The 25,559-nt window shown below is 34.5% G+C and carries 27 protein-coding genes and 1 other RNA gene; 4 read left to right on the top strand and 24 right to left on the bottom strand.

From position 1 onward, the window contains the following. Positions 1 to 160: 160 nt before the first annotated feature. The 8 genes from ACZLO7_RS04795 to ACZLO7_RS04760 all read right to left on the bottom strand — a co-directional run bounded on the left by ACZLO7_RS04795 (position 161) and on the right by ACZLO7_RS04760 (position 6,027). Positions 161 to 895, bottom strand: a complete 735-nt coding sequence (locus ACZLO7_RS04795) for a LytR/AlgR family response regulator transcription factor (RefSeq protein ID WP_464938367.1) — start codon at positions 893 to 895, stop codon at positions 161 to 163. A 30-nt stretch (positions 896 to 925) separates the two neighbouring features. Then, entirely contained in the window at positions 926 to 2,221 is a 1,296-nt protein-coding gene (locus ACZLO7_RS04790; protein WP_464938462.1) for a sensor histidine kinase, read from the bottom strand. Between the two features lie 85 nt (positions 2,222 to 2,306). Then, positions 2,307 to 2,426 (bottom strand): AgrD family cyclic lactone autoinducer peptide, encoded by a 120-nt coding sequence (locus ACZLO7_RS04785; protein ID WP_464938366.1) that lies wholly within the window; start codon positions 2,424 to 2,426, stop codon positions 2,307 to 2,309. Between the two features lies 1 nt (position 2,427). Beyond that, a complete protein-coding gene (locus ACZLO7_RS04780; RefSeq protein WP_464938365.1) occupies positions 2,428 to 2,973 on the bottom strand; it encodes an accessory gene regulator B family protein in 546 nt (181 codons plus the stop codon). Between the two features lie 768 nt (positions 2,974 to 3,741). Further along, positions 3,742 to 4,035, bottom strand: coding sequence for a hypothetical protein (locus ACZLO7_RS04775; protein WP_511261385.1), 294 nt, complete (start codon positions 4,033 to 4,035; stop codon positions 3,742 to 3,744). Then, positions 4,032 to 4,220 carry a hypothetical protein gene (locus ACZLO7_RS04770; RefSeq protein WP_464938363.1) on the bottom strand — a complete coding sequence of 63 codons (189 nt, stop codon included), beginning with the start codon at positions 4,218 to 4,220 and terminating at the stop codon, positions 4,032 to 4,034. Before ACZLO7_RS04770 ends, ACZLO7_RS04775 begins: the two co-directional genes overlap by 4 nt. A 126-nt stretch (positions 4,221 to 4,346) precedes the next feature. Continuing rightward, a complete protein-coding gene (locus ACZLO7_RS04765) occupies positions 4,347 to 4,940 on the bottom strand; it encodes a hypothetical protein (protein ID WP_464938362.1) in 594 nt (197 codons plus the stop codon). A gap of 703 nt (positions 4,941 to 5,643) precedes the next feature. After that, on the bottom strand, positions 5,644 to 6,027 hold the full coding sequence (locus ACZLO7_RS04760) for a hypothetical protein (RefSeq protein ID WP_464938361.1): 384 nt from the start codon (positions 6,025 to 6,027) through the stop codon (positions 5,644 to 5,646). 159 nt (positions 6,028 to 6,186) lie between these two features. Between ACZLO7_RS04760 and ACZLO7_RS04755 the strand changes: the two genes are divergently transcribed. Next, positions 6,187 to 7,371, top strand: a complete 1,185-nt coding sequence (locus tag ACZLO7_RS04755; RefSeq protein ID WP_464938360.1) for a DNA cytosine methyltransferase — start codon at positions 6,187 to 6,189, stop codon at positions 7,369 to 7,371. Positions 7,372 to 7,559: 188 nt separating this feature from the next. Here ACZLO7_RS04755 and ACZLO7_RS04750 read toward each other — a convergent pair whose 3' ends face one another. Genes ACZLO7_RS04750 through ACZLO7_RS04735 form a run of 4 tightly spaced genes read right to left on the bottom strand, consistent with a single transcriptional unit; the run spans position 7,560 to position 12,019 of the window. Continuing rightward, complete coding sequence (locus ACZLO7_RS04750) at positions 7,560 to 8,549, bottom strand: restriction endonuclease PLD domain-containing protein (protein WP_464938359.1); 990 nt, start codon at positions 8,547 to 8,549, stop codon at positions 7,560 to 7,562. Between the two features lie 31 nt (positions 8,550 to 8,580). Further along, positions 8,581 to 9,342: a DUF6339 family protein gene (locus tag ACZLO7_RS04745; protein WP_464938358.1), complete on the bottom strand. Its 762-nt coding sequence runs from the start codon at positions 9,340 to 9,342 to the stop codon at positions 8,581 to 8,583. After that, the gene (locus ACZLO7_RS04740; RefSeq protein WP_464938357.1) at positions 9,339 to 10,226 is read right to left on the bottom strand and encodes a hypothetical protein; all 888 of its coding nucleotides are present in this window, start codon (positions 10,224 to 10,226) and stop codon (positions 9,339 to 9,341) included. The genes ACZLO7_RS04745 and ACZLO7_RS04740 overlap by 4 nt, the downstream gene beginning before the upstream one ends. After that, positions 10,223 to 12,019, bottom strand: a complete 1,797-nt coding sequence (locus ACZLO7_RS04735; protein WP_464938356.1) for a hypothetical protein — start codon at positions 12,017 to 12,019, stop codon at positions 10,223 to 10,225. The genes ACZLO7_RS04740 and ACZLO7_RS04735 overlap by 4 nt, the downstream gene beginning before the upstream one ends. Before the next feature lie 199 nt (positions 12,020 to 12,218). Between ACZLO7_RS04735 and ACZLO7_RS04730 the strand changes: the two genes are divergently transcribed. Beyond that, entirely contained in the window at positions 12,219 to 12,527 is a 309-nt protein-coding gene (locus ACZLO7_RS04730; protein ID WP_464938355.1) for a hypothetical protein, read from the top strand. A gap of 260 nt (positions 12,528 to 12,787) precedes the next feature. Here ACZLO7_RS04730 and ACZLO7_RS04725 read toward each other — a convergent pair whose 3' ends face one another. After that, positions 12,788 to 13,480 carry a hypothetical protein gene (locus ACZLO7_RS04725; RefSeq protein WP_464938354.1) on the bottom strand — a complete coding sequence of 231 codons (693 nt, stop codon included), beginning with the start codon at positions 13,478 to 13,480 and terminating at the stop codon, positions 12,788 to 12,790. 112 nt (positions 13,481 to 13,592) lie between these two features. On the opposite strand from ACZLO7_RS04725, the gene ACZLO7_RS04720 reads away from it, so the two are divergent. Further along, the gene (locus tag ACZLO7_RS04720; protein ID WP_464938353.1) at positions 13,593 to 14,111 is read left to right on the top strand and encodes a recombinase family protein; all 519 of its coding nucleotides are present in this window, start codon (positions 13,593 to 13,595) and stop codon (positions 14,109 to 14,111) included. Positions 14,112 to 15,130: 1,019 nt separating this feature from the next. Beyond that, the gene (locus tag ACZLO7_RS04715; protein WP_464938352.1) at positions 15,131 to 16,084 is read left to right on the top strand and encodes a DUF2971 domain-containing protein; all 954 of its coding nucleotides are present in this window, start codon (positions 15,131 to 15,133) and stop codon (positions 16,082 to 16,084) included. A gap of 60 nt (positions 16,085 to 16,144) precedes the next feature. Here ACZLO7_RS04715 and ACZLO7_RS04710 read toward each other — a convergent pair whose 3' ends face one another. From ACZLO7_RS04710 to tpiA, 11 genes are all read right to left on the bottom strand, one after another. Next, positions 16,145 to 16,450: a hypothetical protein gene (locus tag ACZLO7_RS04710; protein WP_464938351.1), complete on the bottom strand. Its 306-nt coding sequence runs from the start codon at positions 16,448 to 16,450 to the stop codon at positions 16,145 to 16,147. Next, positions 16,443 to 16,697 (bottom strand): hypothetical protein, encoded by a 255-nt coding sequence (locus tag ACZLO7_RS04705; protein ID WP_464938350.1) that lies wholly within the window; start codon positions 16,695 to 16,697, stop codon positions 16,443 to 16,445. The genes ACZLO7_RS04710 and ACZLO7_RS04705 overlap by 8 nt, the downstream gene beginning before the upstream one ends. Positions 16,698 to 16,709: 12 nt before the next feature. After that, positions 16,710 to 16,922, bottom strand: a complete 213-nt coding sequence (locus ACZLO7_RS04700; RefSeq protein ID WP_464938349.1) for a hypothetical protein — start codon at positions 16,920 to 16,922, stop codon at positions 16,710 to 16,712. Between the two features lie 175 nt (positions 16,923 to 17,097). After that, positions 17,098 to 17,456, bottom strand: a transfer-messenger RNA (tmRNA) gene (gene ssrA, locus ACZLO7_RS04695). Between the two features lie 183 nt (positions 17,457 to 17,639). Next, positions 17,640 to 18,107, bottom strand: a complete 468-nt coding sequence (smpB, locus tag ACZLO7_RS04690) for an SsrA-binding protein SmpB (protein ID WP_038188785.1) — start codon at positions 18,105 to 18,107, stop codon at positions 17,640 to 17,642. A gap of 33 nt (positions 18,108 to 18,140) precedes the next feature. Next, a complete protein-coding gene (gene rnr, locus ACZLO7_RS04685) occupies positions 18,141 to 20,564 on the bottom strand; it encodes a ribonuclease R (RefSeq protein WP_464938348.1) in 2,424 nt (807 codons plus the stop codon). Between the two features lie 43 nt (positions 20,565 to 20,607). Continuing rightward, positions 20,608 to 21,354 carry an alpha/beta hydrolase gene (locus ACZLO7_RS04680; protein ID WP_464938347.1) on the bottom strand — a complete coding sequence of 249 codons (747 nt, stop codon included), beginning with the start codon at positions 21,352 to 21,354 and terminating at the stop codon, positions 20,608 to 20,610. Positions 21,355 to 21,472: 118 nt separating this feature from the next. After that, positions 21,473 to 21,700 (bottom strand): preprotein translocase subunit SecG, encoded by a 228-nt coding sequence (gene secG, locus ACZLO7_RS04675; protein ID WP_464938346.1) that lies wholly within the window; start codon positions 21,698 to 21,700, stop codon positions 21,473 to 21,475. A gap of 244 nt (positions 21,701 to 21,944) precedes the next feature. Further along, positions 21,945 to 23,240 (bottom strand): phosphopyruvate hydratase, encoded by a 1,296-nt coding sequence (gene eno / locus ACZLO7_RS04670; protein ID WP_464938345.1) that lies wholly within the window; start codon positions 23,238 to 23,240, stop codon positions 21,945 to 21,947. Between the two features lie 20 nt (positions 23,241 to 23,260). Continuing rightward, a complete protein-coding gene (gpmI, locus tag ACZLO7_RS04665; protein ID WP_511261384.1) occupies positions 23,261 to 24,787 on the bottom strand; it encodes a 2,3-bisphosphoglycerate-independent phosphoglycerate mutase in 1,527 nt (508 codons plus the stop codon). Next, a complete protein-coding gene (gene tpiA / locus ACZLO7_RS04660; RefSeq protein ID WP_464941323.1) occupies positions 24,780 to 25,541 on the bottom strand; it encodes a triose-phosphate isomerase in 762 nt (253 codons plus the stop codon). The genes gpmI and tpiA overlap by 8 nt, the downstream gene beginning before the upstream one ends. Positions 25,542 to 25,559: the final 18 nt, after the last annotated feature.

Below are 25,559 nucleotides of genomic sequence, written 5' to 3'. Positions count from 1 at the left end.
AATTATATCGAGGAATAGATAGGGGAAATTACGATTATCGAATTAAAAAGAAAAAGAAAAAAGAACCGCTTACTCCAGCTATCAACTGAAAAGTAAGAGATTCCTATTTCGCCAAACCTGATTCCCTATAAATGGATGTTATTTTAGATAGATTTGGATGCTAATTCTTAGTTAACAATCCTTTCAAAGCCCTGACAGATGCGTAACACTCTTCGCCGTTTCTCATAGTAATTATTTTTTCCTTTTTATCAATCTCAACAATGTTGTCTTTATTTACAACATAAGAATTATGACATCGATAAAAATTTTCATCAAGTTCTTCGAATTCCTTTAATTTACCGTAAAACTCCATCTGTCTATTATCACAATGCATAATGATTTTATGTAGATTTGAACTGGATTCAATAAACATGATGTCATCATAATAAACATTAACTACTTTATCACCAAATTGTTGTTGTAGCCTCTTTCTACTAATTGTTTTTGGAGTGCTATTTCTATTTCTAACAATATTAATACATTCAATAATTCTACTTTTGATATTGTTAACTTCATCTTTGAAAATATAATCTAAAGCTTCAACTTTGTAAATAAATGTTAAATAGGATAATTCCACATGGGTGGTAATAAATACAATAGTGGCCTGCGGATCAAGCTTTCTAATTTCACTACCTAAAACAATACCTGTAATGTCAGCGTTTAAATCAACATCTAAAAAATAAAGGCCTTCACCCTTGAATTTCTCACCTTTTATGTAATTTAATAATTCTTCTGGACTATCAGTTGATAACGACAAATTCATATCTAAATTTTCTATCATTAAATAATTATTAATATAAGTATTCACTTTTTCTCTTTGAACAGCGTTGTCTTCGCAAACAAATATTTCATTCATTTTTGTCTTCCCTTTCCTAATATACCTTTGTTAACTATTAAATATCTCTATTTCTTGGATAAATAAATTATTTTCAATTCTTGTATCTAAATTAACATTATCACAAGCTGAAATCATTTCTTTCAAATTACTTAAACCTAGTCCCCTATTTTCGCCTTTTGTTGAATAGTTTTCTTTAAATAATTGAAATAATTTTTCTTCTATATCGCGACAAGTATTTACTACAACAAATATAAGCGAATTTTCTTTTTTAATAAAAGCTACCTGCATCTTTCCTTTACCTAATAAATCTAACTCTTCTATAGAATTATCGATAATTATTCCTATTGAACGGCATAATATCAAAGTGTCCATATTAATCATATCGATTTCTTCAGTATTTTCAAAACTAACATTTATACCCTTCTCTTGAGCCTTTATTAGTTTTGAAGATAGTATTCCTTTTACTTCTTTGACTTTTATATTTTTTAAAGAACTTAATTTTAAATTATTAGAGTCCATAACTTTGCTAACATCCATTATTTTTTCTTCATAATATTTTCTTAGGGCTTCCATATTTTCATCTTTAATATATTCTGACATTGAGCTTAAAATATTTACATAATCATGCCTAAACTTTCTCATGTCACTGTATAAGAGTTCTAACTTTTCAGTGTATTCCATCAATTGTTCATGTTCTTTAGTTTTAGACTCACTTTTCATCTTATTAATTACACTTTTAATTAAAATTAGCACTAATAATATTGTAAATAAAAGGTATAGACCAAAAAAAATTAGATTGATTTTCACAAAGGAATGTACTTCCGAAGAAGTATCTGTACTAACTATATTAAAATAGAACAGAATCATTGTTATTGAAAACATTCCAATAATAGTAAAAATTATTTTATTGGATAATTTAAAACCAACTCTATACCTTTGAACTACTTTGCTTAATATTTTTATTGAAAAAAAGGCTACTACGATTGGTACAGAATTTTGTAAGATTTGATCAAAAGGTCTTGGCGATATTGACATATCATATTCCCAAAGGGTTGACACTATTAATATCAATGCATAGTTATAAATAATAGATAATAGTAATAGCAACATTGGTAAAAGTACACTAGCCAATATTTTTTTGGAAAAATAGTAATTGATTATCGACAAAAATATTATTACTATTATTCCAGCACTTGGACCTATCAAAGTTACTAAAAAAATTGATACTGAATTAAAAGCCGCCAATATTAAAATAAACTTAGGTTTCTTAGTATCATAATGAAAGAACTTAAAATTCAAAATAAAAAACAAGCTAAACTGAATTAACAAGGAAATATAATACATATGCACTAACAACTCCTATTTCTTACAACAGCTAATAAGTATTATAGCACGTTGAGGCGAGTGCACACCTAATATTCCCAATTTTTTATTCATCTTTTTTAGGTTCAAAAAGAATACCCGTACATGAAACGTTGCCTATATTAGCAAAAATAAGAGCCACAGAAAATACTAATCTTAACAAGTTATGAAACAATATTCTTTTCATTTTATACCACCATTCCCGTCATTTTTTTTACTTTTGGAATTAGAACTACTATTGAAGATATTATTCCTATAAAAATTGATTTCGAAACAAGTGCAAAAGAAAAACTGCAACAAAATAGCAATAAGGCTGTGAATAATATTGAACTCATTAAACTGTTCTCCTTCTTAATTGAATATTTAAGAATCACGCTAACTCCAGTTACAAAGACTAATAAAAATAATTCTAAACTTATTTTAATATTGGAAGGAGTTAGCCCAACAATTATAACTAAAGCTATTGTCCAAAACGTACACCCCAAACTAGTTTTTGAATGAGTAGAACCCACAAATATTCTCATGATAAAAAAAGTAATATGAAATACAATTGTTTCTATAAATGAATGCAAAATAAGTGCTGTTGAGTATATAAATGATAATTTCACAATTAATTGAAACAACACCTCTAATCCATACTTTACTTCTATAGTACTTACTTTTCCTAATCCATATTCTTCAGATATCCTTAATGCTATAGCTCTTGCTAACCTTGCTTCAAAACATTGGTTCATTAATCTACAACACTCCATAAATAATTATTTAGTACATATATCATACATCTACATTTCATAAAATACCAAATCTTTACATAGATTACCATTTTATACTCATTATTGATTGATCCACTATATTTTATCTACAGATATGTATACTTTTTTAACAGTTAGGATAATTCTTTGATAAACTTTCTCCTTAATTAGACAACAGAATCCAAATCTCTTATGGATAAAAAAAGAGAAAGAACGCCCGTTTATCGGCATCCTTCTCTTTTTATAAACCATGCTAGTATCAAAATATACGGTTAAATGAAATCCCGCACTGCTAAGCCTTCTTCTTATTTTTCGCCTGTTGTCAGCATCCTTCTCAGTTGGTACCGCAAAATCGTCATGCTTCCGACCTCCGATGTCATACAAAAAACCTCCTAATTTTATAATTAGAAGGTCACCGAAACAATATGTAAAATCAGTAGAATAATATGTAAAATCAGTAGAATAATATGGTGAAAATGTCATTTTCAAAACTAGCACTGTTTAAAGATAATGTCTGATGTAGAGGCAGTGCATTCATTAATGCTTTTTGTAGTCTAAATACATATATTTCAATAAAAGCTACTAGATGTATTATAGATGCATAGACATACCCTGGTTAAAACACTAGAGTTGAGGATAGGAGAGGGCTTGTCTAACCATGTGTCAAAGAAAAACACCTTTCATTGAATAACGGGTATTGAAACCTGAAAAAATCAATGAGGAGGTGTTTTTCTATGGGAGTTTGTCCTGTTAGTCCTCACCTTTTAAAGCCTTTTCCATTCCAACATTAAACCCAACACCATGACCAGTTTTATAAGCTAATTTCATTATCTCAATTTCTTCCTCTGATAGATTCCTGTCTAAGTAATCCTCAATATAATTCTTTGTCGCTAAATTCATATCTTCAATGGGCTGTCCTGAATTGAAATGGTTATTAGAAAGATATTCTAAAAATAAAAGCCTTTCCCCATTCTCCATATTCTTCATATATGAAATCATTTGTTCAGCAATCATTTGATTATTTTCTGTCATGGCAGCGGTCACCCCAAATCCTCTTCGGCATTGGCGTCCACCAACCGCACACCACCACCACATCCCCAATTATATTTCTCTACTAAATCAATGAATTCGTCAAGAAACTTATCCATTTCATTCTCTGTAATACTTTCATCATCATTATGTGTAATGAAGTACGCTAATTTGATACCCATTTGTTTAGATTCAGTCATTACAATCACTCCTAATATGTTTTAAAAATACCCCGATAAATTTTCCGTCTGAAACGCTTATTCAATTTTAGCATATTAGCAAGGTACCTTTACTTAAAGTAAGGCCTTCGCTAGCACAATAAGGATTTATTCTTTAAACATCTTTTCAATATTGTTAAGTTCTATTTTTTCTTCTTCTTTTCTATAATCGATATACTCATTTTCCTCCATTATCTTTATCAGTCCTTTTTGAAAAAAAGACACTAATCGCATTGCCTCATTTATAATCTTAGGTTTAATACTATTTAGTATTTCTCTTTTACTATCAAATTCGTTTTCATCCCATTCATCTTTTTCTTGTAGCTTAGGAAAAGCATCAATTCCAGTAATATAAGCAATCCCTAAATATCCTAGAAATGAGTATCCACTGCAATAATCATCATATAATTGCTCTAATATCTCTACTATGTCACCTTTTTCATATATTATGTTTTCCAAAAGTGAAATAATCCGTGTCTGTTCAAATTCATCAAATGGAATTTTCATCTCAATAAGTTTCTCTAATTCATTTTTTATATGTTTCTTTCTATAATCCAAATCAAGTAAGTTGAAGTAAAAATCATTGCCATAAACACTTTCAATTTCTTGTGTTTTATAAAGCCATTCTTCAAATTCTGAAATACTAATCATTCCTTTATAAATTTTAAAAAACTGTTTTTGAATGTTAGTTTTACTATTCATTCTCTAACTTCAACTCCCTTAACTGACAATTACCTCTTCTGCAACTATCCTGCTACTTTAGTCTAATAATAGAATAATAGCCCACGAAGTAAAAGTTAATTCACTTAGAAGCTTCCTCACAGATACTATTGACTGTAAAAAGGTTTTAAAACGACGATGTATACTTTGCAGAAAACAAGCTGTAGTCCATCCTTGTCTCGTCCTACGTCCTGTGGTCACTTGTATTTCTTCAATAGCATAAACGCCCTGCTTCCTATTTTTAGACAATAAAAAAAAGCCTACTCCATTTGGAATCAGAAGGTTTATAAACAGATTTCATATAAATAATGTAATTTCCCTTAGCAAAAAAAGGGTAATTCAATAAGAGTTTAACTCCAAATCACCCTAACTTTGTTTAAACGTTGATCTAACAGCATTTTTACCGCTAAATTCAAATATGGAGACGGCAGGAGCGAACCCGCACCTCTTATAAATCTTATAATAACAGTATTTAAAAGGGTTTTTAGCACCTTATTTAAATTGCCAAATGCCAAATTAAATGCCATTACTAATAACTAGCGTTGTCGGGGGGCAAGTCTAATTTTATTGTTGAGTTTATAAAAATTATCATCTAATAACTTAGTCATAATAAAAGCTAGAAAAGGCAGATTTTCTCCGCTTGTTTTTGGGTAAGATACAAGCCTCTCTTACTGATCTATTTTCTTTAATTTGTCCTATTAGTAATTCCGATTAATTTTATTGCTAGATTAACTCGTAAATTAAAAATATCTTCTTTTTTAATACTACCAATATCGGTACTATATTCATTTTCTACATTACGAACAAACACTAAGCGGCCAGCTAGACGGCTACGATCTCCATAAGAACTTATAATTTCAAACACGGGATTCAATGATTTTTCAAAACCTCGATCATCTACTAGAATAACAATTTCATCACTATAATCATAAAAATCATATCCTTCTGCATTCAATATCTTCCTCAATTCCTGTTCAAGAATATCCTCCGTTTCATTATGTAATTGCAGAACTTCCGCTTGGACCTTCATAATTTGCGGATCAAAATATAATAAATATACCTGTAGCATAGTTCACCTCATTAATATTATTTCAGTAAATCTTAATACTTTTAAAACTTTTTGTCCCCATTTCCCCTAAAAAAGTAGTAATATAGATTATAGCATATAGGTATGCAAGAACTTTTGTTCGTTTTTTGAACGTCAGTTCTTAATATAGGAGATGATAAAATGATTTTTAGAAAAGGAGAATTGTTTAACGGCCCAGGTGGTTTGAGTCTAGCTGCTAAGAATGCCATCGTTATACATCCTGAAACTAAGGAAGAATTCCGAATTGAACATACATGGTCAAATGATTATGATCAAAATGCTTGTAATACATTTTCTTTAAACATTTGTGGTGAAGAAGGACACCATAGCGTTATTTGTGGTCCTGTTGAAAAACTACCAATTGGAGACCGTTCATTAATGCCTGATATAGATTGCTTTTCATTCGGTTTCCCATGTAATGATTACAGCCAGGTTGGGGAAAAGAAAGGCTTAGGAGGTACATTTGGTCCTCTCTATAGCTACGGTGTAAAGGTATTGAATGAATATAAACCTAAATTCTTTGTCGCTGAAAATGTTGGTGGCTTGCAAAGTGCTAATGAGGGACGAGCTTTCATCAAAATCCTAGAAGAAATTTCTAATCCTGGAGATGTTGAATACGTCGTTACACCTCATTACTACAAATTTGAAGAATATGGCGTACCACAAGCACGACACCGTATCATTATTGTAGGGATTCGTAAAGATTTTGCTGAACAAGGTGTGGAATTTAAAGTTCCTGCACCAACAACACCAAATTCTGCAGATTATAAAACAAGTAAAGAGGCGATTGAAAACCCGCCGATTTCGGAAAATGCACCTAACCATGAAATGCCTCGTCATTCAGCGAAGGTCAAAGAAATGTTAAGCTATATTCCACCTGGTGAAAATGCTTGGTATATTGGGATTCCAGAAGAGTTGCAACTGAATGTAAAAGGCGCACGCTTAAGCTCTATTTACAAGCGCCTTGATCCAACACGTCCGGCCTATACCGTAACAGGTAGTGGCGGTGGCGGTACGCATATGTACCATTGGGAAGAGGAACGTGCCCTTACAAACCGCGAAAGAGCACGTCTACAAACGTTCCCAGATGATTTCGTGTTTACTGGTAGTAAAGAAGCTGCACGTAAACAAATTGGGATGGCTGTACCTCCTGCTGGGGCTCAAATTGTGTTTGAAGCAATTTTAAAATCTTTTGCAGGAATTCCATATGATTTCGTTGAAGCAACGCAAAAATTTCAATTAGAAAATTTACAAAAGGAAAAATCTAGAAAAGTTGCAAAAAAAATCAATGAAGATGAACGTCAATTGGCGTTTAGTACTATTTAAATATCCATATACGGGCATAGAAAAAGATATTTTCTATGCCCTTTTCTTTTACCAGATACTTAGTCCAATAAAAAAATTAAAAACCTAACTTGGAAGTTAGGTTTTACTTTCATGAACTTTGATTACTTCTTGAATCCTTAGCACTTAGGACAAAGCATTGTTCAACCACTCCAACATCATTTGTCCGATTACACACTAAAATCCATATAATAAGTTTCATCATCAATCTTATAAATTCGCACACTATTTCTTCCGTAACGAACTAAATCATCAGTAACAACAAATGCTCCATCTGGTAATCCTAAACGTCTTCGGAAATATGCTCCCATGATACTATTATTCTCACGCGTATGTATGGCTTTACGGTTTGCTTGCGCCATTACACAAACTAGATCTTCTCCATCATCCGTTATCATTATAAATGGTGCTTTTAATGGTGGGAAGAAATCTGGTCTTTCACCGTGTACACCCTTTACTGATAAATATGCTTGATTATGGTTTCTACCTTCACGTTGCCCCCAATTTAATCCAGATTTAGTAGGCACTTGGCCAGTTTTTTTATCAACTAAAGAAATATCAACATACTCATTATAAGTATGTGTAGGTGTACTTAAAGCTTCAACATCTGCAGGTTCAAATACAACTTCACGTGGATGCTCGCCTGTTGTAGTAGGAGAAGCTTGGGCTACTACACGCCGAGGTAAAACATTATACAAGCTCACTTGTTCTTCTACATCTGCATTATCGCATCTGATAACATCTAAATCAGAAAAAATCTCATCGATATTGTCGTATGTAGACTCCACTAATATTTCTCGTTGTCTACCAAACCCATTTTTCGTAAAGTTAGCAGACCCTACAAATACCTTTGTTTCTAAAACAGAGTCTTGCCAATTATATACTTTTCGATGATTTCCTGGAAGACTCACTTGATAAAAGATACTTAAACGGTCAGCAAATAGATTTATCAATCGCAAAAATGCCCGGTGTTGCCAAGTAGATAACCCATCATTTGGTACCATACCTACCGTTACTTCTAAATTCAACTCACTATATGTTTCTAAAACATGTTCAATAAATACAGGACTCACATATCCGGATAAAACCCTTAAATGACGATAACCCTCACTATAAGGCATTTCTAAAACACGACTCTCTAAATCTTGTATTAAATACATAAATCCACCTCCTAATACGACTTAAATCTCATTAAATACTCTCTAGCACTAGTAAACGCTTATTCACATACTTCCACAGTTTCTCCACGGCTTCTTCATGGGTTAAACTATCCCAAATTGTGATAGCACCAATGAAGTTTACTTGCTTCATTAAATCACGAGTAAATTCACGTTTACCTCTAATTTTTTCGATTTCACCGTTTTCCTCTAATGTATCAATACGTTGAATGATTTCTAGTGTTGCCTTTAAAGCTTTGAAATTTCGAGAAACAGTTGTTGTTTCTAAAATTAATCCTGCTTGATCCTGATTTTTCATCATGATTCTCGTATAAAAGTAGGGATCTTTAGCATTGCTTTGGTCATACGTTAACGATGCGTATAACCATAATCGCGACAAACCATTACGATAATATCTTTTGTTTTTCGTATTGAACATATAACGTGTTTGAATAAAAGAAAGTACGTCTTTTTGAGCAGCTTCTATTGGCCAACGATTTCGCATGTAGTCCCAATAAACCGTATGTGTTAAAAACGTCCAATAGTTTTCATTTGTGACTACTGTATAAGGTAAATCCTTCAATGCTTCATATAATAAAATGGCGTTTTCTAAATCATGTTCCCCTTTGTCGCCCTCTATTATTTTCAATTCTGCTGGCTTATCCAATTCATCCAATTCAACTTCTAATATCTCTTCACACCAAGGAGTAGGTTGTTTATAAAAGTACATATTGTTTTCGATTCCATTTTTCATATCTTCTAAAATTTTGTCATCAATGTAATAGAGTTTGCTCATGTTTCAAGCTCTCCTTCTTCATCTTCAATTCCGAATATACGTGCAATAGATACTAAGGCCCGTTCGTTTACGTTATCGAGTATCTGAATAGCTAAATTAGGTAGATTATCTTCTTGATCGATTTGCTCAATATTTTTCCCCAGTGTTTCTATACGTTTTGCAATAGATAGATACCAAACTGTATTTTCGATGAAATGAATTTCATCTGAATCTATTAAATCTTGAATATAATATAGACTTTCAATTAACGCTGGCATATAGTACATGGAGATAAGTAATTGATCGATATCTGCTCCAATTAAGCCTCGTAAGTTTGTAATTTCTTCGTAAGCATGCTTTGGTATAGAAATAACTATTTTTTCTTGGAAATCTGTCGCAATTAATGGTGCTGTTTCAAGAGGGTTGACTGCTAATTCGAAAATACTATTTGTTTTAGCAATCGGCTCTTTTGTAATATTCATCTTCACTGTTTCAGTAAATGCAAGCTGGTCACCTTTTTGAATATTGAACAGAGCTCCTTCAAAGTCTTGATGAAAACTCGTATTATGGTACGCATATATATCTTCGTTTGCGACTATAAAGAAATTAATCTCCACCGCATTATTTAATAATTTTTGATCAATTGTAAAGTCAAATGTCGGCTGTACTGACCTTTCGTAGAAACGTTTCATCGTTGAGCTACATTCTAAATGAACAGCATACACTGCTTGCCCAGTTTCAATTAATTGGCGTAATGTTTCATTTTCTAATTGAAATGTAACCTTGAATTGCAAATCATCATCGATTGCCTGTGCTTCAATTTCAGCTTTTAATGGGTCTCCAACAATATCGTCGCTAAATGGCGATAAAACAGGATACGGGAAATGTCTATGCTTGATCTTCATACACTCACCTCTAACGAATAGCGCTCATTCTCCATAAATTTCACTTCAAATACAAGGCGTTCTTTATCATCAACTGTCACAGGTCCAATGATGTTGTTACTGTATGGTACAGCTTCACCTGTTGTTATGTTTTTCACTTCTTTAATTTCAATCGGTGTTTTTGACCCGTCTTCACCAGAGATATGAACGTTGAAAGAGAGCTCACCTGTTCCTTTGGGTGTGATGATAAAGCGGTATAGTCCGTGTTCTTCATTCAAGCAAAATGAACGTGCATTACTAAGATCTGCTTTTTTGGTTTTTTTTGGTTTATCTACTTGTGGTTTCGTCGTTTTTTCTTTTTTCGGCTTATCATCAGGTAATAAAGTGTTTTTCTTTTTCTTCGTTTTCGATTTAATCTTTTTCGGCTTAGAGACAGTTTGCTTCATTGCAAATGAAGTGATTTTTTCACTTAAAGCTTGATCATTCACTTCTTTTAATGGGGCTTCTTCTTTTGTTACGTCAGGTAAAATACCTTCTAATCCACGTAGCTCTATTTTTTCAGTTGCTTGAGATTTAGCTAGTTCTCTCGCCTGACTGTTGAGCCAGTCGTAGATTTGTTTTAATAAATAGAGCGCATATTGTTGATCATCTTTGTATAAACCAGCAGCCCAACGATCGTGAGTGGGTGGCTCCATTTTGCGTAAAGCAGCATTTAATTTTGCACCTTCTACTACCATGACACCTGCAAAATCGATAGGGGCACGGAATCGATCTTTATCAAAAATTTTCATCCCTGTTCCTCGGTACATCGAAACTCGACGATTAAACCCTTCTTTAACAAGCAATGATACATTGATTGGTTCAAAATCGCCGTCGTATGTTTTGAAGTACTTCGTTACTTTTACACTGTCTGGAGATGTATAAGCCTCATAGTATTGTGATGCTTTACTATTTTTATATTTGCCCATAATGTATTTCACAATAGAAGGCATTGTTTGTTTATTAATTTTAAGTCCTGCAATATGTACTTCTAGCTTCTCTTCCATTACAGCAACTAAATAACTCAAAATGATTGTTTCAATCACTTCATCTGCCCAGCCATCTTTTGCCGTGAAGCCCATAATAAATTTGTCTGTTCCATAGCCTGATCGCATGAACATAGGATGATACGTTGTTAAATCCTTTATGGGCTCTAATACACCCTTAACACCGTAGTAACCTGTACCTTGTGTGTAATTACCGTCGCCCATGTCATAACTTGCTAATTTTGATACACCCTGTAAGGCATACACGTTTTGGCGATTATATGTACCATAAAACATCGTGCGAATAGAGGAAGCTGCAAATGGAGCGTGTTTCCCAATCCCAAAAGAGCCACTTGCTGAGGCGTCTTTAAATGTAACCCCCACTGATTTAACTAGACTAGCAAAGCTTCCGTTTATTTTTTTGTCAACATTCTCTAAACCTGTTGTATTAAAGTCACGAATTGCGAGTACGGGTATAGTTTGTTGTTGAAGTACTTGAAGGCCTTCTTCAAAAAACTTTGATGCATCTCCATGAGATATCCAAGTATCTTTTCCTCGTTGAAAAACTTGTTTAAGTTCAGCCACCTCTGGTAGTGCTTGTTGTGGTAACTGATGTAGCTCAAACTTTACAATAACCGGCTGAGTTGAGGCCGATGCGTCGAGTGAATCCTGCAATACTTCTCGTGTCATAGATACTATAGGTGCTTCTGTGAAGTGGTGAATTCCAGAATCATTTAATCCATCAATACGTCCATTATTATTCGAAGGAAAGTCCCAACCAATATTCATTTATATCCCCCTAAAAACATTCTTATCCAATACTATTTTACTATATATTAAAGGACAATCAATATCCTCTGTCTTCCAATAAAGATATTTTAAATATCTATATATGTTAGATATTTAATGATGAATGGAGCCGTTAATTAAAATAAGTTCTGAGCTAACAAAATCTTTATATGAATTTATACTATGGAGGAGATTTATAGTGACACTATTGAATTTATATGCGGTACATCAAAATACTCTAGATGAACTAAAGCAAGGGAATAAAGATGTATTACAAGGTATGGACGCTACTATGAAAGTAACTTACGGACTTGTCCTACAGAAAGAATTTGGGATTGCTGACACTTCATCAATTAACTACGAAGTCGTTGGGCAAGCCTTTCAAGAACGTTTAAAGTATCAGCGTAAGACGGAAGAAAATCGTGAACGCCTTCGTCAAGAACATATCTCCCGAGAAGCAAATGAATGGGCACGCAAAATGGCAGTAGTACGTTCTATTCAATACTAATTAAATATTATCAGACCGTTACGTTTGCAGCATTGCAGATTGTAGCGGTCTTTTTTCATTTATATCAAAACTACAGGGGAAATTATAATGTCATTACTATTACAACAAACATAGAACTTGTTTCTGACAAGCTGAATGTGGCCAGTCATTACGTATATATAATCGAAAATGACCTCTACAACCCTTGTCATAAAGATTGAATAGGGCAAATTCCCACTAACTCGTATTTCAATCATTCACACACACTTTTTTCTCAATTATCACTTTAAGAGTCTACTAAAAATACTAGTAAGAACATTTATATCAGACGCATCTTCTGCTAATCTATATCTACTATCTTCATCTAACAACTTCCATTCGTCTGAATTAAAATAGTCATCATCGAATCCCTTAAATTTTAATAGTTGTTCCGGCGTAATCTCTACAATTTTAATATTTACTTTAGAAATAGCTGTCGATGTATCCAAAGTTATTTTCATATTTTCTATGAAACTTTGGCTAACAATCTTCATCATTATATTGAATAAAATATCTGAAATTTGATTATAAATATATGCACATGTTGTATTTTCAGTAAAAGGATATAAAACTTTTTTCCCCTCTTCATTAACTTCTAAATTGTATTTAGAAAGTTGGGCATGAGTAAAGATATTCCTTAAACTTCTAATACTATTCTTACCTTGATTTAGAAACTTTCCCTCTCGGTTAGTGATATAATTTCGTGATTCTAACTCTTTAATCACTTCATATAATTTCGTTTTATTATCAAAATCACCTATAACATTTCTCATTACATTTTCAGTGATGTTTAACAAAAAAATTAAAGCAGGTAAACTATTACTACTCTCTTCGTCCATTAAACCCTCACAGAATATCAGAAGATTACCATGATACTTCGAATATTGATAAATGTAATCAATGGCTTTACCTTTAGGATACAAAATGTTTTCCATACTATCCCTCATCCCAGTATTTTAAATTGACATATTTAACATATATAGTACAATCTTTTTTGCTTCTTGCATATAACATTTAAACTTATATTGTGCATGAAAAGGTTCAAAAATGGTGCGTATATTTTGCAAGTGTCAGACAGCCCATAGGGGTTTGGAACGTGAAGGATTTAAAGCTATGCTAAAAGCTATGCGATCAGGTGATACTATTTATATAAAATCTATTGACCGTTTAGGTCGGAATAAAGAACTTATTAAACAGTACCTACAGTACTTCAAAGATAAAGGTATACGTGTAAAAATTATTGATTTACCTACTACAATGCAAGATGTACCTCAAGGGCAAGAATGGGTTATTGATATGATTAATAATATTATTATTGAAGTATATACGGCGATGGCAGAACAAGAAAGATTAACGTCTAAACAACGTCAAGCTGAAGGAATTGCAGTTGCTAAAGCTAAAGGTACGCACTTAGGTCGTCCTATTATGAAACTGCCAAACGAGTGGGGAAAGCTATATAATCAGTGGAAAAATGGAAAAATTAAAGCCGTGGAGTTCATGGCAGCAATGGATATGAAGAAAGCTACGTTCTACAAAAAAGTAAAAGAATATGAAGCAACATTGTAAGGATGCCTTATGACATTCTTTGTTTTTGACTTTGTCTTATTTGGCGAGTTATTAATTACACCCATGTGTGTCCTTGAATCAGTGTCCTTAAAGCTGTGACTTTGCAACAGAAAAATACGAAATTACTAGTCAAATTAGAATCATAACGGGGTTTGACATAGGTTAATCACTAATTTGTTACCTTTGGAGAAATCCAATCATATCAATACTTTGGGCAATGTCCCTAAAGTGTTACCTTTACTTTACCCATCTTTTTGGCTGGTTTCAAACACTATAAAGCAAAGGGGTCTTATAACGGTGAACTAAACTTACTAAACCTTTTCTAATAACAATAACCTGGCTAAAGCCACTACTTAACTAACGTTCGTAGGAATAACAACTAACACAAATAATATCTGTTCTACTATTTGCTAGCATAGATAAAGATAATGTTACTTGTTTAAAAATCCTTAATGAACTAATGTGAATTAAGTGCTTTAGCATAACCACTTTATTCTTTAGTAAATCTAGTAAATAGCAATAGCATAATAAACACATTCCCAATAGCACATAGATCAGGCACTAATGTAACCAATGTACTTCACTGTATGTTAGTGCCCTTTTTTGCGTTTATTATAATAAGTTTTAATGAACTTGATTAGGTAATAAATTTCTAATTCTTATTGTGCATCTGTACATAACTTTTTTTACTTCCACTCTCCCACTACTCAAAACAAAAGTGGCGGACAAATTAGTCACCCCAAGCATTGTGCAAAAATTTCACAAATGGTTTGTATCGGCAACAAACAAGCGTTTATTTTGCATTCTAATAGCACAATAATTGGGTACATTCAAAATTACATCATATGCAATCATTCCTAGTTCATTTTTAGCTTTATTAGAAGGCATTTTAAGCATTCCAAAACTTTCGGATAAACTTATGGCTTTAGCAATTCAGACAAGCCAAATGCCTTCTCTATAAAGGGTTTTAAAAAATAAAATAGAATTATATTTATACAACTGACTTTAGGGGGCATTGCATGAAAACATTAAAAGAAGAGTATTTTAATTTATTATTTGCTACTGAAGAAGTACCTTTACATCTTGCAGAACTAACACTTTTAAAGCTAAACATTCTCCCACAAAAATTATATCGATATCGACCTATAAATGATTTTTTAGAAGATACTTTAAGGAATGATATTGCCTTTTTAAGCCCTGCAAACAGTTTTAACGACCCATATGATAGTGGATTAACTGTGGATTATAACGAAACACATTTAAATAAAGTCAAAGAAAGTGTACTATTGGAGTTTTGTAAAGAATTCCAACATTTGATACCAGATCAAACTTTGGAAAGCTTTTTTTCAGAGGTACATACTTTAACGAAAGATGTGCCCTTAAAATACCTTGGCTATTTATTAGGAAAAACATTGAGTCAAGATGAGAAAGTAATTGAAGATATTAATTCGAAAATCAACTTTTACATAGAACAAACCTATGACATCTATGAGAATTACGTAAAAGAACTAAATGATAATTACCAATCCACAGTCTATGCAGCTTGTTTTAGTGAAACTAATGATAATATTCTAATGTGGAGTCATTATGCACAATTTCACGAAGGTATTTGTATTGAATATGACTTCTCAAATATTGATTATAGAAGTAGGTTGTTACTTACACTCTCGCCCGTTAAATATAGTAATGAATTATTTGATATGAATAAATATCCGAAGAGAAGCCCTATTGATAGAATTCAACTTGCTACATTGAGTAAGTACGATTGTTGGAAGTATGAGAATGAATGGAGACTGATTTCTTTTCTAAAAGAAGAACAAAAGTTTAATTTAGAAAAGCCTACCGCAGTCATTCTTGGTACAAAAATTTCAGAAGAAAATAAAGTTTGGATTTCAGAATTATGTGCTGAACGTGATATACCTGTGAAGCAAGCCGAATTAGACCGTACCCAATATAAATTACACATTAAATAAAAAAGCCGATAGCTGCCGTAATTTACGGTATGCTATCGACTCTTCCTTAACTTGATTCCGCTATTTAGTTTTCTTCGTTCTTCCCATTACTAATGCAGCCTTATGTGCTTCACTAATCTTTCGTTTTGGCTTTAAAAAGCTATTATTAGAAAGTGTTTCTGGAACTACTAACTCAATGGTGGTGGATTTACCTTCCCACTCTGTTAATACCTTAAAATCTACATTCATAGAAGTAGCATAATTGATATATTGTCGGATATATTTAGGCGTTGCAGAATACACATACCACATTCTAACTACCGAATCTAAGCGGATTATTGTTTCTTGTTCTTCTTTACTAAATTTCATTTGTTGAATATTAGACATTGTTTAATCCCCCTTCAAATCCGCCATTAACAGCGAGATGTGACATTAGATATTCAACCTTCCATTTTAATTCTGCCTGAACTTCTTCTTCTTCAAAAATGCTAACAAGTAAATTAAATAATTCATGACGCTTTAATCGCAATTCTTTACATAAAGAATCAACTTCATAGGTAAGATTATCTCCAAATAAACTAACTCCGTCCATCTTAATCAAATCAATTAATAACGTAGCTATAAATTGTATCAATCGTAATTCCCTCTACATAGTGAATTTTGTTCGATTCACAATATCCCCGAAAAATATAATCATAACTACCAATGGTACACGTGGTCTATTGCCAGCAATTTTCATTTGCTTAACCACAATTTCTAATCCGTAATCAATTGGTATCCATTGATTATTACTAGCTTTAGGATTAACGTGACGTGCATTTCCCATCGAGAATACAACATGCTTTCCGCTTTTATCCAAACAAAAACCCCCTATTCATCGTGTGAATTAGAAGGTTTATAAACGCAAGTATTCAATTAAATGTACCCTAAAAAACGAAAAAAGTTAGGGAGTCTTTTTTGAAAGTTAACACCTTCATCAAGACACCCTAACTCTTATAAACGTTGATTTAACAGCATTTCTACTGCTAATTTAAATATGGAGACGGCGGGAGTCGAACCCGCGTCCAGAAACTCCAATACTCAAGCTTCTACGCGTGTATCTTGCCTATTTAGGATTCACGCAGCAATAGCCAGCAAGCAGGCATCATGAGCGCTAACTTGGGAAGCTCTTGTTACTAGCTCAAGTGGCACTAGTAACCGTATCCCACTATAAGTGAGCCTGACTATTCTACATGGGCGATAGAGTAGACAGGCAGTTTCATCAGCTTACGCTGCGAAAGCTAAGTTGTTTTGTTGTTTGCCAGTTATTATATAACTTCCGTTGATGACGAAGCCGAGACCTCCGACGCGCAACTCAAGCTCAGACCATCCCTGTCGAATCCGTAACGTCCCCTTAATAGCGGCTAAATCTCTACAAGGTATTTCTACTACTTGTAGTTAAATGCCTTAGGGAACCTTATGACAATAAATGTCTTAAGGCCGTTCGGAAATACTTTAGAAAAAGTATTTATACTGGCTTGTTTACTTTTTAAATTATAAGGCAAGATTGGTTAAACTTCAAGTTTGAGCAACTCAATTAGATTTGGTTTTTTGCCTTGAATGTACGTTCCATATCACGTTTTGCTTCTTTTTTACGTAGGTCATCACGTTTATCGTAGTTTTTCTTACCTTTACCGACACCGATTAATAATTTTGCATAACCGTCTTTTATGTACATTTTCAGCGGTACGATAGTATAACCGTCTCGTTTAACTCTTCCAATTAGCTCTGCAATTTGTCTTTTATGAAGCAATAATTTACGTGAACGTAATGGATCATGATTAAAACGATTTCCTTGTTCATATGGACTAACGTGCATGTTTGAAATCCAAGCTTCATTACCACTGACGCGGACGTATGAGTCTCTCAATTGCACTCTACCGTTACGAATTGACTTAATCTCTGTTCCTTGTAATACCATTCCTGCTTCAATCGTTTCCTCTATAAAGAAATCATGTCCTGCCTTTTTATTTTGTGCCAGAACCTTACCTGACCCTTTAGCCATTATCAATCACCTCATTGAATAGAGGAGAAGCGACTAGCGCTTCTCTTTATTTTTCTTTTTACCATTGCTACCTTTTTTCTTTTTAGCAATACCTTCGTAGAACTTTTTCCTTTGGCTACCGCTTTTACCGGAAGCTTTACGTTCTTCCTTGCGTGTTTTACCATTCACTTTTGCACCACTTGGTTTTCGAGTTCCGCTTCCGCTTCCGCTTCCACTTCCACTTTCGCTTCTGCCTTTCCCTCTACCACCTCGAGAGCCTTCTTTTTTCTTCGCGTGAATGACACGTGGCGCTTCTTTTCGAGTACGACTGAATTCGCGTTTCATGCCGACAATTTCAAAGTCCACTGAAGACTCTTCAACGTTGACAGCTTTAACTCGAATTTCTACCCCATCACCAATACGGAAAATACGACCTGTACGTTCGCCAATCATTAACATTTGGCGGTCGTCAAAACGGTAGTAATCATCTGTCATATTGCTAATATGCACTAGGCCTTCAATTGTATTTTCTAATTCGATAAACATACCAAAGTTTGTAATTGAACTAATGATACCTTCGAATTCGTCACCAATTTTATCAGCCATGTATTGTGCTTTTTTCAGTGCATCTGTATCGCGCTCTGCATCAACTGCACGACGTTCTCTCTCAGACGTATGCTGTGCAATTTCGTCCATTATAGCATTCCAGTGTGCAACTGTGGCTTGTGAAACGTCGCCGTTAATTAAGTACGTACGGATTAATCTGTGAACAATTAAGTCCGGGTAACGACGAATTGGAGATGTAAAGTGTGTATAAAACTCTGTTGATAAACCAAAGTGTCCTAAACATTCTGCACTATACTTTGCTTGTTGCATAGAACGAAGCATCATAGTTGAAATAACAGGCTCTTCAGGTAATCCTTCAACTGATTCTAAAATCTCTTGTAATGCACGTGGGTGAACTGTGTTACCAGTACCTTTTATAACTAACCCAAAGTTTGTTACAAATTCAAAGAATCGTTGGAGTTTTTCTGGCTTAGGGTCTTCGTGAATACGATAAATGAAAGGTACATCCATCCATTTGAAATGTTCTGCAACAGTTTCATTCGCTGCTAACATAAACTCTTCAATAAGACGCTCAGCAACTGTACGTTCACGTAAAACAACATCTGTTGGCCAACCATTTTCATCTACAAGCACTTGAGATTCTTTAAAGTCAAAATCTACAGCACCGCGATCCATACGCTTATTTCGTAGGATTTGAGCTAATTCGCCCATATCCTTAAACATAGGAACAAGATTTGCGTAGCGTTCTTTTAACTCTTCGTCGTCTTCTTCTAAAATTTTATATACATCTGTATACGTCATACGTTCAGTTGTGTTAATAACACTTTGGAAAATTTCGTGTCCTATTACTTCACCACTACCAGTAATCGTCATCTCACAAGATAATGTTAGACGGTCAACTTGTGGATTTAAAGAACATATACCATTTGAAAGTCGATGTGGAATCATCGGAATTACACGGTCTGTTAAATATACACTTGTCGCACGATCATATGCTTCTCTATCTAAATCTGATCCCTCAGTTACATAGTAGCTAACATCAGCTATATGGACGCCTAGCTTATACGTACCATCATCATTTTTTGTCACTGTTACAGCATCATCTAAATCCTTAGCAGTTTCACCGTCAATTGTAACAATCATTTGATCACGTAAATCGATACGGCCTTCTAAATCTGCTTGTGTTACCTCATCTGGAATTGCTGATGCAGCATCAATTACCTCTTTTGGGAAGTCGATGGCGATACCATGTTTATAAATAATCGATAAGATATCGACACCAGGGTCATTTTTGTGACCTAAAATTTGTGTTACAATTCCCGTTGCTGAGCGGTTATCCTCAGGCCATCCAGTAATTTCAATGACTACTTTGTGACCATCCATCGCACCAAGAGTATCCCCTTTTGCGATAAAGAAATCGATTGATAATTTCTTATCATCTGGAACGACAAAGCCAAAGCCACGATTTGCTTGAAAGACCCCGACAACCTTCGTTGTTCCTCGTTCTACAATTTGTATAATTCTACCTTCACGTCTATCTCCTGAAGTTGTTTGAGATACACGGATTAATACTGTATCTCCATTTAATGCGCCATTAAGCGCATCTGGTGGAATGAACACATCATCCATTCCTGCTTCTTCAGGTGCAACAAAGCCAAAGCCTTTTGCATGACCGATAAAGCGACCCTTTAATAAATTCATACGTTCTGGTGTACCATAACGATTCGTATTGGAACGCAATACCTGCCCTTGCTGTTCCATTCTTACTAGTGTTTTTACTAGTTCTTTAAATTCATCCGCGTCTTTAAAACCAAATTGTTGTTCCAATTCAGCTACAGTAAGTGGTTTATATTGTTCTTCTTTCATGAAAGTTAATAATCGTTCTTGCAATGTTAAATCTTGATTGTTCATCTTTCTTCCCTCCTTCTATTAGCGTTTGCGAAGATTGCCCTTTTTACTCATGCCAGTCGAGTTTTTCTAAAAAAGCATATAAATCTTCATGTAATTGTTTTTTCTCTTTGTCAAGAGTAATAACGTGTCCAGACTCTTTATACCATTTTATATCCTTGTCATTGGACTCCACTTGATCATAAATGATTTGCGCCGAATTTATATCAATCACGTCATCTAATAATCCTTGTGCAACGAATACTGGAGCATATATAAGATCAATCTGGTCACGAACATGATAAATAAGCTCACGTAATTCTGAAAGCGAAGGCATCCCTTGTTTCTTTAGCTCCATTATCCCTTGCTCGATTTCATCTGGTTTTTTACCAATAAATTTTTTAAAGTCACGTGCATATTTCAACACACCCTCGAACATTAAATCCGTAGTGCGCATTGACATTGGTGCACACATTGTCGCAATCCCCTTAACAGGTAGTGTATACCCTAAACGCAATGAAAATACACCACCTAAAGATAAACCTGCAACCGCAATTTCCTCATATCCGGCTTCTTTTAAAGTATTATATCCCTCTAGAACGTCTTTCCACCAATCTGATGGTCCTGTATGGATTAATTCCTCTGGTGGTACACCGTGGCCTTTATAATGAGGAGCATACGTAGTATAGCCCTTTTTCTCCAAAAATCTTCCTAACATTCGTACATCAGATGAATTTCCAGTAAAGCCATGCAACAGTAAAACTGCGCGTGGACCAGCTTTAAAAAAGAAAGGCTGTGACATTAATACTTCCATGAAGCAAACCTCCATTAATAATACAATTCATGTATGTAAGTGTTCTATTATTAATTATATGCTTTTATAAAAGAAAACGCCTAACCATAAGGTGGTCAGGCGGTTCAAATATCGCTCATTAAATTTTAGCAATAGCTATAGCTAGTACAAAAAATAAAATTGATAATACTACCGTAATGCGGTGCAAAATAAGGTCCATGCCTCGAGCTTTTTGCTTACCAAAAAGTTGCTCAGCTCCACCAGAGATGGCTCCCGAAAGACCTGCACTTTTACTTGATTGTAATAATACTAAGACAACTAATGCAAGAGAAACAATGATTAATAAAGTCATAATCACAGTATGCATATGTTCCACCTCCTGATTCGAAACATCACAACAGTCTTATCTTACCAAAAACTGTACGTAATGACAACGTTGTTCTAATTCAATCATGCTATGTAGTCTTTATATAGACTAGCTCTTAAGTTATATTCTAACATTTCCATACAATTTTGACGACTATCAATTGAAAAAATAGAGCTATTTCTACCGTCTTTTTGCGACAGTGAAATAGCTCTACGTTATTCAGAGCTTAAGTAAATTTTCTAACTTATTTATTTAAGTTGTAGAAAGATTTTAAGCCATTATATCTTGCTGTAGTGTGTAGTTGATCTTCGATGCGAAGTAATTGGTTATATTTCGCAACGCGGTCAGTACGTGAAGGTGCACCTGTTTTGATTTGGCCAGCATTTACAGCTACTGCGATATCAGCAATTGTTGCATCTTCAGATTCACCTGAGCGGTGAGAGATAACAGCTGTGTAGCCTGCTTGTTTAGCCATTTCAATAGCATCTAAAGTTTCAGTTAAAGTACCGATTTGGTTTACTTTAATTAGGATTGAGTTACCAACGCCTTCTTCGATACCACGAGATAATTTATTTGTATTTGTTACGAATAAGTCATCACCAACAAGTTGTACTTTATTACCAATACGTTCTGTTAATAATTTATGACCAGCCCAGTCATTTTCATCTAAGCCATCTTCAATTGAGATGATTGGATATTTAGTAGTCATCTCTTCGTACCAAGCAACCATTTCTTCAGAAGTTTTCACAACGCCTTCACCATCTAAATGGTATTTACCGTCTTCTTTACTATAAAGTTCAGAAGATGCAACGTCCATTGCTAAGAATACTTCTTCGCCTGGTTTGTATCCAGCACGTTCGATTGCTGTCATAATTGTAGAAAGTGCTTCCTCGTTAGAAGAAAGGTTTGGCGCAAAGCCACCTTCATCACCAACTGCAGTATTATGTCCAGATTCTTTTAATACAGCTTTTAAGCTGTGGAAGATTTCAGTACCCATACGTAATGCGTGGCGGAAAGATTCAGCGCCTACTGGCATTACCATAAATTCTTGAATATCTACGTTGTTATCAGCGTGTTCGCCACCATTTACAATGTTCATCATCGGTACTGGTAATTGTTTAGCATTTACTCCACCGATATATTGATAAAGAGGAACTCCTAAATAGTCTGCTGCTGCATGTGCAACTGCTAAAGATACTCCAAGAATAGCATTTGCTCCAAGTTTACCTTTGTTTTCAGTGCCATCTAATGCGATCATGCTGTTATCAATTGATACTTGATCAAGTACAGCATAGTTACCGATTAACTCAGGTGCAATGACGTTGTTTACATTATCAACTGCTTTTAAAACACCTTTTCCAAGGTAGCGACCTTTATCGCCATCGCGCAATTCTACTGCTTCATATTCCCCTGTAGATGCACCAGATGGTACGATTGCACGACCAAATGCACCGCTTTCTGTGAATACTTCTACTTCTACTGTTGGGTTACCGCGTGAATCTAATACTTCACGAGCTTGTACGTCTGTAATAATTGGCATTGTTTTAACTCTCCTCAGTTTTAAAATAATGGTTTTCCTGTCATTTCAAGTGGTTGTTCCACTCCAAGTAATTTTAACATGGTTGGAGCCAAATCGGCTAAAATTCCACCATTTTGTAAAATGATATTTTCTTTTGTGATGATTACCGGTACAGGATTCGTTGTATGAGCTGTCATCGGTTGTCCTTCTAAAGTAGTAACCTCATCAGAATTACCGTGATCCGCAGTTACAATTGCTGCCCCACCTTTTGCAATGATAGCATCGACAATTTTACCTAAACACTCATCAACAACTTCAATTGCTTTAATCGTTGGTTCTAACATACCGCTATGTCCAACCATATCTGGATTTGCAAAGTTTAAGATGATACCATCAAACGTATCAGATTCAATTGCTTCTAACAAAGCTTCTGTTACTTCATAAGCACTCATTTCAGGTTTTAAATCATATGTTGCTACTTTAGGTGAGTTAATCAAAATACGCTCTTCGCCTGCAAATTTCTCTTCACGTCCACCACTCATAAAGAATGTAACATGAGGATATTTCTCAGTTTCAGCAATGCGTAGTTGAGTTAATCCTTCATTTGCTAATACTTCGCCGATAGTATTAACTAAGTTGTCGTTTTCAAACGCAACCTCAGCAGTTACTTCATCACTATAATGCTTGAACGTTACATATTTGATATTTGTAGGGTGTTTTTTGCTTAATTCAAAGCTATTAAATGCAGGATTCGTAAAGGCTTTTGAAAGTTCAATTGCTCGATCAGGACGGAAGTTAAAGAAAATAACCGCATCATTTGAATCGATTGTTGCTACAGGTTTGCCGTCTTCTTTTACTACAAACGGTACAACAAATTCATCTGTAATATCTTTTGCATATGAGTTTTGTACGCCTGATTTTGCAGAAGTTGCTTCTTCACCTTTAGCATCGACAAGTGCATCGTACACTTTTTCAATACGATCCCAACGATTGTCGCGATCCATTGCATAATAGCGTCCACTAATTGATGCGAATTTCCCTACACCAATTTCAGCAATTTGTTTTTCAGTTTCTTCAATATAAGAAACAGCTGATTTTGGTGCTACATCACGGCCATCTAAGAAACCATGTATATAAACTTCATCTAATTCATATTTCTTAGCTAGTGTTAATAGAGCGAATAAGTGCTCATAATGACTATGTACACCGCCATCAGAAAGTAAGCCCATTAAATGTAATTTTGTATTATTCTCTTTTGCATATTTTACTGCTTGCACTAGTGCATCGTTTTCGAAGAAGTCACCATCTTTAATAGACTTTTGAATTCTCGTTAAACTTTGATACACAATACGTCCGGCACCAATATTCAAGTGACCTACCTCTGAATTACCCATTTGTCCATCTGGCAGGCCTACTGCTTCACCTGAAGCGAGCAGTGTTGAATGAGGATACGTATTCCATAAACGATCAAATGTTGGTTTTTTCGCTTGAGCCACGGCATTTCCGAACACTTCATTACGTAAACCTAAACCGTCTAAAATAATAAGTGCTACTGGTTTTTTAGGCATTTGCGCCCGCCTCCAAGAGTTTTAAATATGAATCTGATTGTAGGCTTGCTCCACCGACAAGAGCTCCGTCAATGTGCTCCATTGTCAATAATTCTACAATATTTTCAGGCTTCACACTTCCACCATACTGAATTCGAATCGCTGCAGCAGCTTCTGCACCTGCAATTTCTTCCACTGTGGCACGAATCGCTCCACAAACTTCATTTGCATCTTCTGCAGTTGCCGTTTTACCTGTACCGATTGCCCAAATAGGTTCGTAAGCAATGACAGATTGTTGTACTTGCTCTGTTGATAATCCTTGAAGCGCTGCACGCACTTGACCATCTACTTTTGCAACTGTATTTCCAGCTTCGCGCTCTTCTAAAGTTTCACCAACACATACGATTGGGATTAAGTTATAGTCAAAAGCAGCATGTGCTTTTTTATTGACTGCTTCATCTGTTTCGTTGAAATACTCACGACGCTCTGAGTGACCTAATACTACGTATGAAACAGCAATGTCCGCTAGTTGAGAAGGACTTACTTCACCTGTAAAGGCACCTTCTTTTTCAAAGTGCATTGTTTGTGCACCAATTGCTAAATTAGAGCCTTTAGCTTGTTCTACAAGTGTTGGCAAAAATAATGCTGGAGCACAGATGACTGAGTCAACTTGAGCTTTGTTTGGGATTGATGACTTTACCGCTTCTACGAATTCTACTGCTTCATTTAAGTGCTTATACATTTTCCAGTTACCTGCAATAATTGGTTTACGCATGTGAATCATCCTCCATTA

It is taken from the genome of Viridibacillus sp. d25.2 (assembly GCF_055456015.2).
The sequence above is the reverse complement of the archived record's forward strand: the minus strand, read 5'-3'. Positions and strand labels throughout refer to the sequence as shown.